Source organism: Pseudomonas sp. MYb193 (genome assembly GCF_002966775.1).
In the GTDB taxonomy this organism is placed as follows: Bacteria; Pseudomonadota; Gammaproteobacteria; order Pseudomonadales; family Pseudomonadaceae; genus Aquipseudomonas; species Aquipseudomonas paracarnis.
Map to the genome: position 1 here is coordinate 2,830,249 of NZ_CP023269.1, position 16,308 is coordinate 2,846,556.

10 protein-coding genes are annotated in these 16,308 nt (G+C 58.4%); 1 reads left to right on the forward strand and 9 read right to left on the reverse strand.

What is annotated here, in order from left to right; translation table 11 throughout:
• Nucleotides 1-48 precede the first annotated feature (48 nt).
• The 9 genes from CLM72_RS13020 to CLM72_RS13060 all read right to left on the reverse strand — a co-directional run bounded on the left by CLM72_RS13020 (nucleotide 49) and on the right by CLM72_RS13060 (nucleotide 15,620).
• Nucleotides 49-1,530 (reverse strand): mannitol dehydrogenase family protein, encoded by a 1,482-nt coding sequence (locus CLM72_RS13020; RefSeq protein WP_105226718.1) that lies wholly within the window; start codon nucleotides 1,528-1,530, stop codon nucleotides 49-51.
• A gap of 18 nt (nucleotides 1,531-1,548) precedes the next feature.
• On the reverse strand, nucleotides 1,549-2,652 hold the full coding sequence (locus CLM72_RS13025; protein ID WP_057977216.1) for an ABC transporter ATP-binding protein: 1,104 nt from the start codon (nucleotides 2,650-2,652) through the stop codon (nucleotides 1,549-1,551).
• 22 nt (nucleotides 2,653-2,674) lie between these two features.
• On the reverse strand, nucleotides 2,675-3,505 hold the full coding sequence (locus CLM72_RS13030; RefSeq protein WP_005788583.1) for a carbohydrate ABC transporter permease: 831 nt from the start codon (nucleotides 3,503-3,505) through the stop codon (nucleotides 2,675-2,677).
• A gap of 10 nt (nucleotides 3,506-3,515) precedes the next feature.
• Nucleotides 3,516-4,406 carry a carbohydrate ABC transporter permease gene (locus CLM72_RS13035; RefSeq protein WP_105226719.1) on the reverse strand — a complete coding sequence of 297 codons (891 nt, stop codon included), beginning with the start codon at nucleotides 4,404-4,406 and terminating at the stop codon, nucleotides 3,516-3,518.
• 176 nt (nucleotides 4,407-4,582) lie between these two features.
• Nucleotides 4,583-5,905, reverse strand: coding sequence for a sugar ABC transporter substrate-binding protein (locus tag CLM72_RS13040; RefSeq protein ID WP_105226720.1), 1,323 nt, complete (start codon nucleotides 5,903-5,905; stop codon nucleotides 4,583-4,585).
• 207 nt (nucleotides 5,906-6,112) lie between these two features.
• Entirely contained in the window at nucleotides 6,113-12,658 is a 6,546-nt protein-coding gene (locus CLM72_RS13045) for a hypothetical protein (RefSeq protein WP_105226721.1), read from the reverse strand.
• Nucleotides 12,659-12,820: 162 nt separating this feature from the next.
• A complete protein-coding gene (locus tag CLM72_RS13050) occupies nucleotides 12,821-13,255 on the reverse strand; it encodes a hypothetical protein (protein ID WP_105226722.1) in 435 nt (144 codons plus the stop codon).
• A 97-nt stretch (nucleotides 13,256-13,352) separates the two neighbouring features.
• Nucleotides 13,353-14,258 carry an AraC family transcriptional regulator gene (locus tag CLM72_RS13055; protein WP_105226723.1) on the reverse strand — a complete coding sequence of 302 codons (906 nt, stop codon included), beginning with the start codon at nucleotides 14,256-14,258 and terminating at the stop codon, nucleotides 13,353-13,355.
• Nucleotides 14,259-14,330: 72 nt separating this feature from the next.
• Nucleotides 14,331-15,620, reverse strand: a complete 1,290-nt coding sequence (locus tag CLM72_RS13060; RefSeq protein WP_105226724.1) for a glycosyltransferase — start codon at nucleotides 15,618-15,620, stop codon at nucleotides 14,331-14,333.
• Between the two features lie 159 nt (nucleotides 15,621-15,779).
• Between CLM72_RS13060 and tpx the strand changes: the two genes are divergently transcribed.
• A complete protein-coding gene (tpx, locus tag CLM72_RS13065) occupies nucleotides 15,780-16,280 on the forward strand; it encodes a thiol peroxidase (RefSeq protein WP_003190967.1) in 501 nt (166 codons plus the stop codon).
• Nucleotides 16,281-16,308 lie beyond the last annotated feature (28 nt).

Consider the following 16,308-nt stretch of genomic DNA (forward strand, 5'->3'; position numbering starts at 1 on the left):
ATTGAAAATACGGTCAATGTGGGAGCTGGCAAGCCAGCTCCCACATGTTTAATCCGGTTTGTTCAGGAGGTTTTGCAGTGTGGCGGTGACGCCTTTGTCGCGCAGGCTTTCATAGCAACGCTGGAACGCTGCCACAAACGCCGCCGACTTGGGAATAGCCGTGCCAAAAATCTCTTCCACCCCCAGCAACCGTTGGCTGATCAGCGCGTCATCGCTCACCAGCTCCTGGCAGAACGCTGCCCGTGGGTCCGGGATGCTGTAGCGCGCGCCGTTTTCATCCACGCCTTTCAAATACAGCGCCCAGGCCGCCACCACCAGGGCGGCACGGTCCATCTCGCGGCTGTCGGCAATCAGGCGGTTGATGGTCGGCACGGTGAACTTGGGAAACTTCGATGAACCATCGGAGCATACGCGCTCCAACTGGTCGGCAATCGCCTGGTTGGAAAAGCGATCCACCAGGGTCTGCTTGTATTCGGTCAGGTCGATACCAGGTACCGGCGCCAGGTTCGGCGTGACGTCCAGGTCCATGTAGGCGCGCATGTACGCCACGAACACGGGGTCGTTCATGGTCTCGTGAACGAACCGGTAGCCCTTGAGGAACCCCAGGTACGTGAGGGCCAGGTGGCTGCCGTTGAGCAGGCCGATCTTCATTTCTTCGTAAGGCGTGACGTCATCGGTGAACTGCACGCCGACCTTTTCCCAGGCCGGGCGGCCGTTGACGAATTTGTCTTCCAGCACCCACTGCACAAACGGCTCGCACACCACCGGCCAGGCATCGTCGATCCCGTGCTGGTCATGCAGTTGCAGGCGGTGGGCGGTGCTGGTCATGGGCGTGATGCGGTCAACCATGGCGTTTGGGAAGCTCACGTTGGCCTTGATCCAGTCATGCAGCCCCGCGTCGTGCAGGGCGGCGAAGGCCAGCAAGGCCTTGCGGGTGACGGCGCCGTTGTGGGGCAGGTTATCGCAGGACATCACCGTAAAGGCCGGGGTGCCAGCGGCGCGGCGCTGGGTCAGCGCGGCGCAGATAAAGCCGAACACGGTTTTCGGCGCTCTCGGGTGCGCCAGGTCATGCTGGATCTGCGGCAGGTGGGCCATGAACTCGCCGTTGCTGTCGTCGATGCAGTAGCCGCCTTCGGTGATGGTCAGCGAGACGATGCGGATCTGGGGGCTGGCAAGTTTATCGATCAGCGCCTGGGCGCCGTCTTCGGCCAGCAGCATGTCGCTGATCGAGCCGATCACGCGCACTTGCGTGTCGTCGGTGTCGCCCAGTTCATACAGGGTGAACAAATAATCCTGGCCGGCCAGGTCGTCGCGGGCCTTGCGGTCTTCACTGCGCAGGCCGACGCCGCAGATGCCCCAGTCCAGGCCCTCGCCGGTGTTCATCAGGGCATCGGTGTAGAACGCCTGGTGCGCACGGTGGAAACCGCCGACGCCAATGTGCGCGATGCCCTGGCGGATATCGGCAAGCGCGTAGGTCGGCACCTGCACTTCGGGCGCCAGTTGGGTGAGGTTGGCTTTATTCAATTTCATCTGGAAATACTCACGAAATCAGGCGGCAGCGCGCAGTGGACGGGCCACGGCTACGCCATCGGTGTCGAACAGATGGCAGTGCGCCGGGTCCAGGTGCAACTGCAGCGTTTCGCCGTATTGGCTGGCCATGTCGCCACGGATACGCATGGTCAGCGGTTCGCCGTTGCGGGTGATGACGTGGCAGAAGGTGTCGCTGCCCAGGCGCTCGCCGACGTCAGCGGTCACGGTCAGGGTGGTTTGCCCTGGCGCGGCGATTTCCAGATGTTCCGGGCGAATGCCCAGGGTTACCGCGCTGCCCACGCTCAGGGTGGCGCCGCTCAACGGCAGGCTGATCAGGGTGCCGGCGTCCAGTTGCACCTCACAGCCTTGGCTGTCGACGCGGGTGACCTGGCCCTTGAGGAAGCCCATCTTCGGCGTGCCGAGAAAACCGGCCACAAACAGGTTGGCAGGCTGGTGGTACAGCTCCAGCGGCGAGCCGACCTGTTCGATGCGTCCACTGTTGAGCACCACCACCTTGTCGGCCAGGGTCATGGCTTCGACCTGGTCGTGGGTCACGTAGATCATGGTGGCTTGCAGTTCTTTATGCAGGCGCGCCAGCTCCAGGCGCATCTGCACGCGCAGGGCGGCGTCGAGGTTGGACAGCGGTTCGTCGAACAGGAAGATCTTCGGGTTGCGCACAATCGCTCGGCCAATCGCCACGCGCTGGCGCTGGCCACCCGAGAGTTGCTTGGGCTTGCGCTCCAGCAAAGGCCCCAGCTCAAGGATGCGTGCCGCTTCGCTGACTTTGCTCTCGACCAGCTTCTTGTCGACGCCCGCCAGGTCCAGGGCAAACGACATGTTCTTGCGCACGCTCATGTGCGGGTACAGCGCGTAGGTCTGGAACACCATGGCCAGGTCGCGCTTGGCCGGGGTCACTTCGGTGATGTCGCGGCCATCGAGTTCGATGGTGCCGTCGCTGACCTCTTCCAGGCCGGCGATCAGGCGCAGCAGGGTGGACTTGCCACAGCCCGACGGGCCGACGAACACCACGAATTCCTTGTCGTTCACTTCCAGGTCGATGCCCTTGATGATGGAAAAACCTTCGAAGCCTTTTTGCAGATTCTTGATTTTCAGGTTGGCCATGATGAGCCTCCTTTTCGAATTATTATTTGACGGCGCCAAAGGACAAACCGCGTACCAACTGCTTCTGGCTGATCCAGCCAAAGATCAGGATCGGCGCGCAGGCCAGCGTGGAGACGGCGGACAGCTTGGCCCAGAACAAGCCTTCGGGGCTGGAGTAGGAGGCGATCAAGGCGGTCAACGGCGCGGCGCTGGAGGAGGTCAGGTTCAGCGACCAGAACGCCTCGTTCCAACACAGGATCAACGACAGCAGTACCGTGGACGCCAGGCCACCCTTGGCGATTGGCAGCAGCACGCGCACCATTTCCTGCCACAGGGTGGCGCCGTCCAGGCGGGCGGCTTCGAGGATGTCCTTGGGGATGTCCTTGAAGTAGGTGTACACCATCCACACCACAATCGGCAGGTTGATCAGGGTGTAGATGATGATCAGCGCAATGCGCGTATCCAACAGGCCAAAGCTCTTGGCCAGCAGGTAGATCGGCATCAGCACGCCCACCGGCGGCAGCATCTTGGTGGACAGCATCCACAGCAGCGTGCCCTTGGTGCGCTGGGTTTCGTAGAACGCCATGGAGTAGGCGGCCGGTACCGAAATCAGCAGGCACAGGGCGGTGGCGCTGAACGAAATCACCACCGAGTTCCAGGCGTAGGCAAAGTAGTTGCTGCGCTCGTTGATGTGCAGGTAGTTCTCCAGCGTCGGCGTGAAGATGAACTGCGGCGGCGTGGCGAACGCGTCGATTTCGGTCTTGAAACTGGTCAGCACCATCCAGAAGATCGGGAAGAAAATCAGGATGGCAATGGCCCAGGCCAACGTGCCAAGCAACAGGCTTTGCAGGCGGCGGGATTGTTGAAGCGTCATGGCGCGGCCCTCAAGGCTTGTCAGTCAGGTTTTTGCCGATCATCCGCACCAGGATGATCGCCGCGATATTGGCGATGACCACGGCAATCAAGCCGCCGGCCGAGGCCATGCCCACGTCGAACTGCACCAGCGCCTGGTTGTAGATCAGGTAGGCGAGGTTGGTCGAGGCGTAGCCGGGGCCACCGTTGGTGGTGGTGAAGATTTCGGCGAACACCGAGAGCAGGAAGATGGTTTCGATCATCACCACCACGGCAATCGGGCGGGCCAGGTGGGGCAGGGTCAGGTGCCAGAAAATCGCAATGGCGCCGGCACCGTCCAGGCGTGCCGCTTCCTTTTGCTCTTGGTCTAGTGACTGCATCGCGGTCATCAGCAGCAGGATCGCAAAGGGCAGCCATTGCCACGACACAATGATGATGATCGACAGCAGCGGGTAATGCGCCAGCCAGTCCACCGGTTCGGCGCCGAAGAACTTCCACACCGCGGCGAGAATCCCCGACACCGGGTGGAAAATCAGATTCTTCCAGATCAACGCGCCGACGGTGGGCATGATGAAGAACGGCGAAATCAGCATCACCCTCACGATGCCGCGCCCGAGGAATTCGCTGGCCTCCAGCAGGGCACTGATCAACACGCCCAACACCACGCTGATCAGCAATACGCTGCCCACCAGCAACAGGGTATTGGTGGCGCCGGGCAGGAACCCCGAATCGGTGATGAAGTAGCTGAAGTTCTCCAGCCCCACGAATTGGTTTTCGCCGGGGTAGAGCAGGTTGTAGCGGATCAGCGAAAAGTACAGGGTCATGCCCAGCGGCACGATCATCCACAGCAGCAGCAAGGCCACCGAGGGGCTGACGAGAAACCAGCCGGGGTTGGCCAGGCGGTTTTTTGGAGGTGTATTCATGGTGATCAGAACCAGTCAGATGCCTACAGAATCTGCGTCGGAGCGCGGTCACTGTGGGAGCTGGCTTGCCTGCGATGGCATCGCCTCGGTGCTACTCATAGACCGAGTTGTTTGCATCGCGGGCAAGCCAGCGCCCACAAAAGCCCTGCTCCTGTATTTGCGGGGGTGAAGCTGGGTTACTTGGGATAACCAGCCCGCTTCATTTCCCGCTCGGTGGTGGTCTGCGCGGCGGTCAATGCAGCATCGACGCTCTGCTGACCGGTCAGCGCACCCGAGAAGAACTTGCCCACCTGAGTACCAATCGCCTGGAATTCCGGAATGGTCACCAACTGGATACCGATATACGGCACCGGTTTCTCGGTCGGCTTGGTCGGGTCGGCCACTTTCAGCGATTCCAGCGTCACCTTGGCGAACGGCGCAGCCTTCATGTACTCCTCGCTGTAGGTCGAGGTGCGTGTGCCCGGTGGTACGTTGGCGATGCCATCGGTCTTGGCCACAAGCTGGCCGTATTCCTTGGAGGTTGCCCAGGTGGTGAATACCTTGGCGGCGTCCTTGGCCTTGGAGCTGGTCGGGATCGCCAGGCTCCAGGAATACAGCCATGACGTGCCCTTGTCGGTCTTCTCGTGGGGCGCAAACGTGAAGCCGACATGCTCGGCGACCTTGCTCTGGCTCTTGTCGGTAACAAACGAGCCCGCCACGCTGGCATCCACCCAGATCGCGCACTTGCCGCTGTTGAACAGTGCCAGGTTCTCGTTGAAGCCGTTGCTGGAAGCACCCGGCGGGCCGGATTTCTTCATGTTGTCGACGTAGAAGTTCAGCGCGTTCTTCCACTCGGGGCCGTTGAATTCCGGCTGCCACTTCTCATCGAACCAGCGCGCGCCGAAGCCGTTGGCCAGGGTGGTGATCAGCGCCATGTTCTCACCCCAACCGGCTTTGCCGCGCAGGCACAGGCCATATTGCTCTTTGGACTTGTCGGTGAGCTTGGCGGCAAATTCGCCGATCTGGCTCCAGGTCGGGTGCTCAGGCATGGTCAGCCCGGCGTCCTTGAACAGGTCGGTGCGGTAATAGGTGATCGAGCTTTCGGCGTAGAACGGCAGGGCATACAAGGAGCCTTTGACGGACAAACCATCACGCACCGAAGGGAACACGTCATCAAGGTCATAGGACACCGGCAGGTCTTTCATCGGTTCCAGCCAACCCTTGGCGCCCCACAGTGCGGCTTCGTACATGCCGATGGTCAATACATCAAACTGCCCGCCCTGGGTGGCGATGTCGGTGGTGAGGCGTTGGCGCAGGACGTTTTCTTCGAGCACCACCCAGTTCAGCTTGATCTCCGGGTGCTCGGCCTCGAAGGTTTTCGAGAGCTTCTGCATGCGGATCATGTCGCTGTTGTTGACGGTGGCAATGGTCAGGGTTTGCGCGCCAAGGCTGACGGCGCTGAGGGTCATGCATGCAGTCATGCAAGAACAGGCAAGCAGAGTTTTTACTGTGAACTTCATCGCGCACTCCATTTCCGCGCCCAGGGGGCTACAGAAGGACGGTTATTGTTGTTGTGTCTTCCTACAAGGAGACAGGAAGAGTGTGCGTTGATTACAGCCTTCAAAAGCGGCGGTGACAAATCCTTGGGAGCACTGGGACTGATACTTTTTTGCACTGATAGTCTTCGAGCGCCGCTCAGGCGCCCGAAGAGGTGCAATGCCTATTTTCTATTGATAGGCACTCTTGACCGGGCTTTTTGGCTTATTGATGAGCGTATCAATCCAAGTGTCATCCAGCGGGCTCATTTTCAAATTATTACCCTCACGAATAACCAAGCCACTTTCATTCCATTTATTCATTACCACTCGTAGCTCTTTAGTGTACTCAGAGGCGCGACATGCGATATTCGCCCACGGATCCACGACCCATGCATCTGCCCATTCAGGTTCGGAGAAATCGATTGTTGGCCGAGGGCGGGTAGAGGGGCCACCCACAATTGTTAGTGCATGGGCATCCCCTGCTTCCCAGCGGTAAGCTCGCCCGCCACTTTTATTGATGAGGTCGGCTGAAAGAATGCTCATCTCTCCGCAATTTCCGGCCCCTGACTTGATGATCAAGTCGCCGTAATTAGACGGGAGCTTGGAATATGCATTGCGTAACCAGAGAATAACCTCCTGTGCCGCATCCGCTCTTGCAAGGTCGCTTGGTGAGAGTACCAAATTACTTGGGCCTAGGCCTGTAGCGCTCAGCGCTTGACGGACGGAGTTTTTTGCCTGTTCTGCATAAAATTGGTTTTGCGCTGCAAGGGGGCGTTGCGAAAAATTTTCCGGTATTTCCAGCGGTAGAGCTTTACCCGGCTTCAGGGCCACAGGTGTCTCAATCGCACCGTGTTGAAGCAGTTGATAGGCCACTTCCCGCTGTTGCTCCGCTGTCATGCGCGCGCACCGATCCTTTAGCGTAGCAATGGACTCCTTTGTAAAACCTGACTTTTCAAGATTTTTATAGGCGGTATTCAGCTTGGGTAGCGAAACAAGGTTGGCATCTATAGGCCGCCCCGCAGTGCCGCTTTGACGTAAGGTCAGTTTTCCTCGATATTTTTTTACAAGGTCTGTGTCGAAGGGGGAGAACTTACACTGTACAAAAAATAGAGTGCTTTGCGGCGGTTTCGTTAGTTTTGCTCGATAAAATACATTGGTGTCAGCCTCTATAATCAGTTGTTTGTCGCCATGCATATCCGACAGTATCAGTCCACGTATTTCGCGCTGGTCATTACAGATTTGACTTATGCTTCCCAATTTTACAACGCACGTTTCCGCTTCAAATGCTTGACTCGAAAGTCCACCATAGAAGCCGAATTCAGGAGCGTTTATTATTTCTCCGCTAATAATAGGCTTATAGGTGATGGGGGCAGTCTCAAGTGTAGGTGTCAATCGGGCGCCTACATCACTTTCAGTTACTTTATATAGGCGTCGCTCGAAAATAGTGTATCGGCTTCTATTGAAAATGGATTTGCCTGGGGAGGGATAAAGGCGGCAGTGTTCAAGCGCTTGCAACTCCTGCGTGAGTTCACCCTCCACGTCATTGATGACTTTCACAAAACATTCGTCATTGGCGCCTCGCCTGCTTCTACCAGGTAGAGAGGGGGCAGGGCAGAAGGCTTCAAAATCATCGCGCGGTGTGAAATGGTCAGCAGATTCCAGGTCAGTTAATAAACCGGGCTTACTCGGGTCATATCTGTAGACCTTGCCTTCGTTGACCAGATCAAAGCCATTGGCGCGAGGGATGGTGTACGCGTCGGCAGCCAGCGGCTTATCAACCACCAGCGCTTGAGCGCCATCTGAAAAGGTCTCCAGGCGCAGCGTCGACGATGTATCCGATACAAAGCCTTCCAGCACAGGCCCGTAAACTGTCTGTGCTTTCGCGTCATAGGCATACCAGCTACCGTCCTGGCGTACCGCACTGAGTTTGACCGGCTCATTGGCTCCGGAGCGCAGAATACCTTCCGCCATATCGGCCGGCTGAGCAAATTTACCCGCGCTCTGTTCGGCCAGTTGCCCACCTTGCATACGATGGGTCGCGCCGAAAGATCTGGAGGCGCTGGCAACGGTCATGTCCCTGATCGCCTGCCGCTCACCCGACTCTGCGACCTGCACTAACCCTCTGCCTATCTCAGAGGCGGCACCTTCAAATGCCCTCGCGGCCATCGAGCCTAATCGTGCAAGCCCTTCAGGAATGATAATGCTCAGTGCATCGTTCAGAAGGTCCTTGGTGGCAGCGTCATAATCGCCTCGAATCACGTCCTCAATACTGCTGACGCCGGGGATCATGCAGGCCAGAGCATTGAGTCGTTCAGCCAGGCCAGGGTCTTCTTTTTCCAGGTGGTTGAACCCGGTATTGATGGCCTTGAACTCGTCTTTCTTCAGAAAGTGAGAATCGATGCAGACAGTGGCAACGTCTTCGAGTTCGGCATCGAAATAGCCAGGCGCTACGCTCTGGTCGGGTGTTCCGAACGTTGCCCTGCTTTGGCTGACCAGTTCCCCATCGATCTGCGTCTTTGGTGTGGTGGATTCAACGATGACCTTGGTGCTGACCCCGTCGCGCGGCGGTGCGGATGAGCTGAACGCAGCAAAGTCCAGGGGCAGCGTGTGCGCCCCCTCGTCTTTCCCGTCGTAGATCTTGCCAAATGCCTTGTTGGTGCCGCCCAGGGGAATGTCCGCTGGCAGCCCATTGATTCTTTTTACTATCCCCGCATCAGGGTAGACCCCGTAATCACGCACGTTGCCGGCGTTGTCGGTGGAGCGAATAATCAGGCCGTGGCTGCCTTTTTTGCCCTTTTTATTTTGTTTGGGGTTCGCATTATGCCAGGGTCCGGCGTCGGCTTCTCGAACGCTGAAATACTCCAAACGGCCGAATGCCAGGCTTCTACGGTCCTCCTGGGGCAGCTTGGATAGCAGATGCTTGATCATGACGATCGAGTGACCACGACGCACCGGGTAGTCTTTTTCGATAGCCGCGTCAAACGCCTCATTGACATCGGGCAGTTCGGCGGCGCGGTCATGCAATGCCTGGATAGGAATGTTCGGGTCCCTGGCTTCCCAGGCTGGCTTGTTCGCCGAGGTCATCCATTTATCAATCAGGTTTGCGGGCTTGTAGGTGTCGCCCAGTTGCCCGGCTTCATAGGCTTCAGCGGGTGATGCCACGGTGCCGTAGAGCGTGCCGTCCTCTCTCCAGAGGCCTTTGACTTCAGAAGGCATGTGCGGGAAGGCTTTCTTGAGGAGCTCAACCGTCATTTTCCGCCGTTGAGGCGGGGGAACATCGCGTAAAAAGCGCGTTGCCTCACTGACCTGGCTGGTTTGGGTGCTCAAACGCGCGAAGGCTTGCTCCAGTTGCGCTTGGGTGTAGACATGATTGGCGCTTGGGCCGATGACGTTGTTGGCGGCAGCCCAATCCAGGACGGGAGCCATTTGAGCGGTGACCAGCCGAAGTGCTTCAGGCCTTGATATTGGTTTGATCCTGTGGGAATCCATGATTTTCGCGTAGTCGGCGCCTACCGTTGCACCGGGGGCCAATTGTTCGATGCGGTTTACCGCTGTTACAAAGGCGACCCACTGGGGTGAACCCATGGTAAGAGAGGACGGAATGTTCTTGACCCGAAACTGCGGCGCCATGCCAGCCATCAGCACATGCCCGGCAATCGAGGTGAGATTGGCCTCGGAGTTTTCCACGCCCGCCAAGTGCTGGTTGAATTGCTCAACTATTTGCTCGTTGTTCATCCCCCAGTTTTCGCTGCGCGTAAAGTCGAAGCCCGCCACCTCATTGCGCCGTGTGCTGGCCGCTGGGTCGATCTCCAGCACCAGGGCGGTCAATAGCCATTGCTTGAGGCTGGTGGTGGTGGGCGCGCCTTTCATCGCCGTCTGCAGTGTGGTCGCAAACGCTAATGCCGTGTCGGTGGACAGTAATTGCTCCAATGCCTGCCCAGGCTCGGTACTGAGGTCGGGCACCGCTTTGCTGAGGTAGTTGAGCAGGCTTTGCTCGGCGCCAATGCCCTGCTTGACGTGCTGTACTACTGCGCTGCGCTGTTCGGTGCTGAGCGAGATATCCGTGGACAAAAAGCCCCAGAGATTGCCCAGAGGCGGCGATTGCGGTAAAGGTGTGCGCAACGCCAATAACAGGTTGTCGGTCTCGGCTTTCCATTGCGGGACCTTCCAGCCGTTTTCAGTCAGAAATGCCCTGGCGGTCTTGACGCCCTTGGGGTGATGGGATGAATCCGGATCGACCACGAAGCGCATCGAGTTCTGCGTTTCGTCGCGATTGATGATGCCGCTTTGCAACTGGCCGATCAGCGCATATCGGTCGTTACTGTTGCCCACTGCCGTGCGTTGAGTGTTCAGCCAATTGAGCAGGCGCTCCGGGTGTTCCGGCGGCTTGGGGAACTGTTGAGTCCGCCCCATCGACTCCGTCTGCCGAGCGAATGCCATGCTGGTGGGGTCGTTACTGATGCCATAAAAACTGCTCAGCCACTCGAGCGGAGCGCTGTTGTTCGGTTGAACCAATTTGATGGTCTTGCCATGGGCGCTGAACACCTCGGCGGCATTCAGTACGGGGGCGAGTACGTCGAAATGTTCGGGATACTTTTGCGCAAAGTCCTGGGCGGTAAAGCGCTGGTCAACGCCATTGACTGTGCCGATCAGCGCCTTGTCGCTGGGGTCGAAACGCAGCGACGTCAACTCGACGTTGTGTTTGCGCGCCCACTCGGTAAAGCCGCGTGCCTTTAGTGCTTTGCCCAAATAAGCCTGCCAGTGACCGAACAGGCTGTTGGCCGGTATCGACTCAATCATTTTAGATGTGGCCTTGCCTGGGTCGGCTTTGAGTTCGAGCAGGGCTTGGTGCACAGTGACGGCCAGTGCGCTGTCCGCGTTTTCCAGGGTTTCGACGTGTGTGTCGACGGGGCTTACTGCGATGTTCGGCCTGGCCTCGACCGCCGCGGCGAGGGCCTCAAGGGGAGAGGGAGATAAGGGCGCGTCGGTGAGTTGTCGCACGACCGACTGCTGACGCGCCTTGACACCCTGGGTGTCGCTTCCGGTCTCTGCGAGCAGCGCCTGGAAACCGTTGTTTCGGGTCATCTGGGTGCTTCGGGTCAGCAAGGCGATGAGCTGGCGTTGTCGCCAGTCGTGCTGGCGGGTGTCTTGCTGGGATGGAATGCTTTCGTTGTAAAAATGCATCACATCGTACAGCGATGCGACCGTCGGCGAGGGGTATGTCACGTCCGCCTGCGATCCACCGGCCCACTGTTGAACCGCGCCCTTTATCTGGGACCAGACCTCGAACCAACCGGACAGATCATTGGCGGTAAAGGTGGTGTCGACGTTATTGACTTTACCGGTCAGGTCACCGCTGACCGGGTTGATCCAAATACTGGCTGGGTCAAGGTTCTTTTCCCGCGCGAAGGCTGTAAAGGCATCACCAGTCAATACCGCTGCCAATTGTTTGCGCAGCTGATTGAAGGTCGAATATTCAGGAATGTCTTTGATCATCACGGGAAATTCGTTTGCGCCGGTTCCCGGCACCAGTTTCATGAGCCCATGACTGCACAGCCGCGCGAGTGCCTGATCGGCCTCTTGGACCTTCTGCGCTGCAGGCGCATGCGCGAACTCAGCCAGGCGCTCGTTCAACCGTTGCGTCGGCGCCTGGGCAATGTATCGGCCGGCCTCCCTCTGTTGATGTTTGATGGGCGCGTAGCGAGCCGCAAAGAGTTCGTCTGTATTGCTCAAAGCCGTGAATGTGCCGTCGCGCAAAAGTTGCCCAATGCTGAACAGCGTGTCGTTGCCACTGATACTACCCAGCTGTAAACCATAGAAGCTGGCGATGTTATACGCCGATGCCTGTGTGCGGCCGTAGAACACAATCGGGTCTGCACGCTCACCACTCAGTTTCTTGACGGCTGCCAGTACCGCTCCCGAAGCGGCTGCCCAGTCGGCGTCGTTGTGCGGATGGAAGTTGATAACCCGGTTGTTGCGCAGTTCCCTCAGGATTCCACTGGGGTGGATGATCAGTTGGGAGATGTCGATATTCCGGGCTTCGGCAAACGATTTGAACGGCTCTGCATTCAGCGCGTCAGCCAGCTCGCCCCAGGCTTGGCCGAAGGTGGAATCGGCGGGCACGGCGACCTTGTCGGACTCATTGTTTGAACGCCGATTCTCGCTGTCGAGGCGCTGGCGGATCAGGCTGTTGGCGACATTGCTAGCCAGTTGCCGGTCACCCCGATCAACCAGGGCGTCGGCGAACGCGCGGATTGCCGCGGCTCGTGAGGCTGGGGCCGATTCAAGGTTCTGCAAATCCCGTCGTGCACGCGACACGAGCCTGTTCGTGTTGGATGCGCCGCGCTGAGGATTGTCGAGTAGGGTCTGGATAAGCTGGGCGTAGGTTTTTTGTGGGTTGAGCGCGCTTGGCTGGTTCAGACGTTGCTCCACCTTGTTGCGCAGGGCGGGGTCGGTCAATGGTTCGGGCGTGTTTTCAACCAGGCGGCTGATCTGCTCGGCCAGGCTCGGCTGTGTCGGGGAAGCTGCGAACCTGAGCAGCTGTTCGATAAGCGGCTGTGTTTGTGACGGTTGCGTGACACGCGGCGCGTCTGAGGTCCGGGTTTGGCGATCGTTCAGGGTTTTGAACAGCTCGATGACGTGCGGTGCTATTGAGTGCACAAGCTTAACGGGCAAACTTGTCACGTTTGAGCGAGTGAGAGGGGGGGGACCGGATGACGACTGAACGTTGATCATAGAGGCTCTTTTATCTGCTTCACAAAAGCATCACCTGTTGAGGTACTTGGGTGACGCTTTGGCTGAGTGACAAAGGGCTTCGGAAGGTTCCATGAGGTGAGTATGAAACAGCGCCGTTTCAGCAGAGTTATTGCTCGCCATGTTTCCGTGGTGGACAGACCGTCAGGGGCGTATGGGTGCTTTAGCGGTTTTTTTTCGAACGGGCCCCAGCACGCTGATGCTCTCGATCACCATTTTTCGGTTGGAGTCAAATTTGAAGCTTACCCACACCTCGCCGGTCGCCTTGGACCTGATGTAGAACCGATAAAGGCTTGGCTTTTCGACTGATATGTCGTTGAGCCGTCCTGTTCCTTCCGGATGTATGGCAACGAGTGTTTCACCGGCTTGTTCGCCGCGCAGCCTGATGACCACTTCAACGTCGGCGGCCCCGGTCAGCGCTTTGCCCCAGTCTCTATTGACCGATGTCGAAAACCAGCGACTTTGTTTGTCGGAATTGTCGATATGTATCTGGCCTTCGCCGGTCCAGCCGAAGGTCTCTCCGGGTATTTCAAAGCGGCTGAACTCATTGATTGAACGAGGGGTGGGTGTTTTCTTCATGACGGGGCTCCAATGGACTATTCACAGAGCCAGAGTTAACAATCGCCGTGATGCAGGAAACTGTCACATCTACCAGTTCAGACGAACGGATGCCTGCTCAAGCCAGGTTCTGCTCAGTCAACCGTTGCACCGCCAGGCGCCGGTAATGTGACGGCGTCATCCCCTTGAGCTGCTGAAAGCGCCGGTTGAAGTTGGAGATATTGTTGAACCCGGACTCGAAGCACACATCGGTCACGGCTTTATCACCGTCCGCCAGCAGCTCGCAGGACTTGCTGATGCGCAGGCGATTGACGAACTCAACGAACGTACGCCCGGTGGCTTGTTTGAACACCCTGGAAAAATACGTCGGCTTCATCCCCAGGTATTGCGCCACTTCTTCCAGCGGCAGCTCGCGGGCGTAATGTGCAAAGATGTAATCCACTGCCCGGTTGGTGCGGTCTATGCTGTGCTCGTCGGCCAATTGCGGCGTGGTTACGCCGGACAGCAATTGGTAGTCCTCGCACACGCTCAACACGTCCAGCAAGATAAAAAACTGCCCCAGGCGCGCCATGCCCTTGGCGTCCTCGATGTGTTGCATCAAGGTCATGGCCTGGGTGATGGTTTTTTTGCAGCGAAACTCGATGCCGTACTGCGCGCGCTCCAGCAGCGGTGCGAGGTTCTTGAGTTCAGCAAAAATATGGCTGCCGCTCTCGAACAGGTCATCGGTGAAGTTCACCAGCATGTCACGCTTGGGCACCACTTCGTCTTCTTCCACCTGGCTGATCCAGTTATGGGGCAGGTTGGGGCCGGTGAGGAACAGGCTTTCCGGGTAGAAGTTGCCGATGTAGTCACCAATAAACACCTTGCCGGAGCTGGCGACGATCAGGTGCAGCTCGTATTCCTTGTGGAAGTGCCAGCGCACCAGCGGGCAGGGGAAGCCGTGTTGGCGATAGATGATGGACAGGCCGTTGTGGTCGTCCATCAACTCGTAGGAAGGGTCAGTAATGCGCGTTGCTCGGGTCATGCTGCCGTCGCTTTATTGTGATCGCTGCGTGGGATAATGCCCCGTCACGCACGTCCTCGCCAGCAGCAGTGTTTACAGGGTGCGGTTTTTCGCCTCGATCCACTGGGACATGTATTGGGTACTTTTATGCGCGTGGTGGCGCAGCATGCTGCCGGTGAAGTTGTCCCGGCGATGGGCAGCGAGGTCGCGGCGACAGCGTTCCAGGCATTCCACCAAGGCGGCCCCGTGGATGTTCTGGTCATAGCGCCGGGCCAGCAGTTGGCGCCCGTGTTCCTGGGCGCGGGTCCAGCGCTCACGGTCCTGATAAAGGGCCACGGCAGCCGCAGCCAGGGCCGGCGCATCCTGTGCAATCACGCCGGGCCAGGGCTGGTCATCGCCCATGGCCTCGGCGCCGATTGGGGTCGTGACACTAGGCGTGCCGCACAGCATGGCGTCGACCAACTTGCCCTTGATGCCCGCGCCAAAGCGCAACGGTGCCAGGCAGATGCGCGCGGCGGTCATGACTTGCAGCGCATCTTCGGCCCAGTTCATTACATGGAAGCCCTGGGCCTGATTGTGCAGGGCGGTGGCCTTGGGCGGGGTGTAGGCGCCGTAGATATGCAATTGGGCGCCTGGCAGTTGTTGGCGGATCAGTGGCCACAGGCGGTGCTTCATCCACAGCACCGCATCCCAATTGGGCGCGTGGCGGAAGTTACCGATGCTGAGGAAATGCGCACGGTCTTCAAAGGGCGCAAATGCGTCGGTGGGCGGTTGCAGCATCAAGGGGCACCAGTGGAGCAGGGCGGCAGGCACCTTGAACTGTTCGGTGAGCAGGCGGATTTCCACGTCGGAGATCATCAAGCTGATGTCACAGCGGTAAATGGCGGCGATTTCGCGTTTGGCCAGGTCGGTGTCGGCCATGCGCTGGAACTCGTCTTCCAGCGCCGGCGCGAACAGGGCGCTGAAGTCGTCGCTGTCGGGTTTGGCTTTCACCTGCTCTTTGAGCCGCTGGTGACGGGCGTCGCGCAGGCTTTGCAGGTCGGAGGTCTCCAGCACGCGCAGGGCGTTGGGGCAGCATTGTTCTACGCGCCAGCCAAATTGCTCCTCCATCATGAAACGGTCGAACAGCACGATATCCGGGGCCAGTTCGCGGACAAAGTCATCGAAACTGCTGTTATTCAGTTCGATGGTGCGTTCGGCGATCCCGAGTGCCGGCAAGTCGGCCTTGTGTTCGCCGATGGTGGCGGGGCTGCTGAAGGTAATGTCCCAACCTTGCGTAAGAAAACTCTCAAGGATTTGCATCATATGCCCGCCCGCGGCCGAGGAGCGGGGCTCCGGCCAGACGTAACCAATGACCAGGACTTTGGTGACAGGCTGATTCATCGACGACGGTTTCCTTGAAGGGCGGGCGAAAAGCGCGCAATTAAACCACAACCTGACGACATGACAATTTGTGTCTGGCGGTAGGTAGCGTCGGCACTTTGTGGTTAACTTCCGCCTCTCGAATTTGTTTAACCAAAAACCAGCATAAGGATTCCGTTCATGGCTCAAGTCACCCTTAAAGGCAACCCGGTCCAGGTTGAAGGCGAACTGCCGAAAGTCGGCGCCAAAGCTGCAGACTTCACCCTGACTGCCGGCGACCTGTCCAACGCCACCCTGGCTACCTTTGCCGGCAAGCGCAAAGTGCTGAACATCTTCCCAAGCGTTGATACCCCAACCTGCGCCACTTCCGTGCGCAAGTTCAATGCCCAGGCCAACGATGTGGCCAACACCGTGGTCCTGTGCATCTCCTCCGACCTGCCATTCGCCCAAGCGCGTTTCTGTGGCTCCGAAGGCCTGGAAAACGTTAAGAACCTGTCGGATTTCCGCAATGCCGACTTCGCCGTTGACTATGGTGTCTCCATCGCTGACGGCCCGCTGCAGGGCCTGACCGCTCGCGCTGTCGTGGTGCTGGATGAAAACGATAACGTGCTGCACAGCGAGTTGGTCAAGGAAATCGCTGAAGAGCCAAACTACGACGCCGCCCTGGCTGTGTTGAAGTAACTGTTTCTACGTATGACTGTCGTTTGGC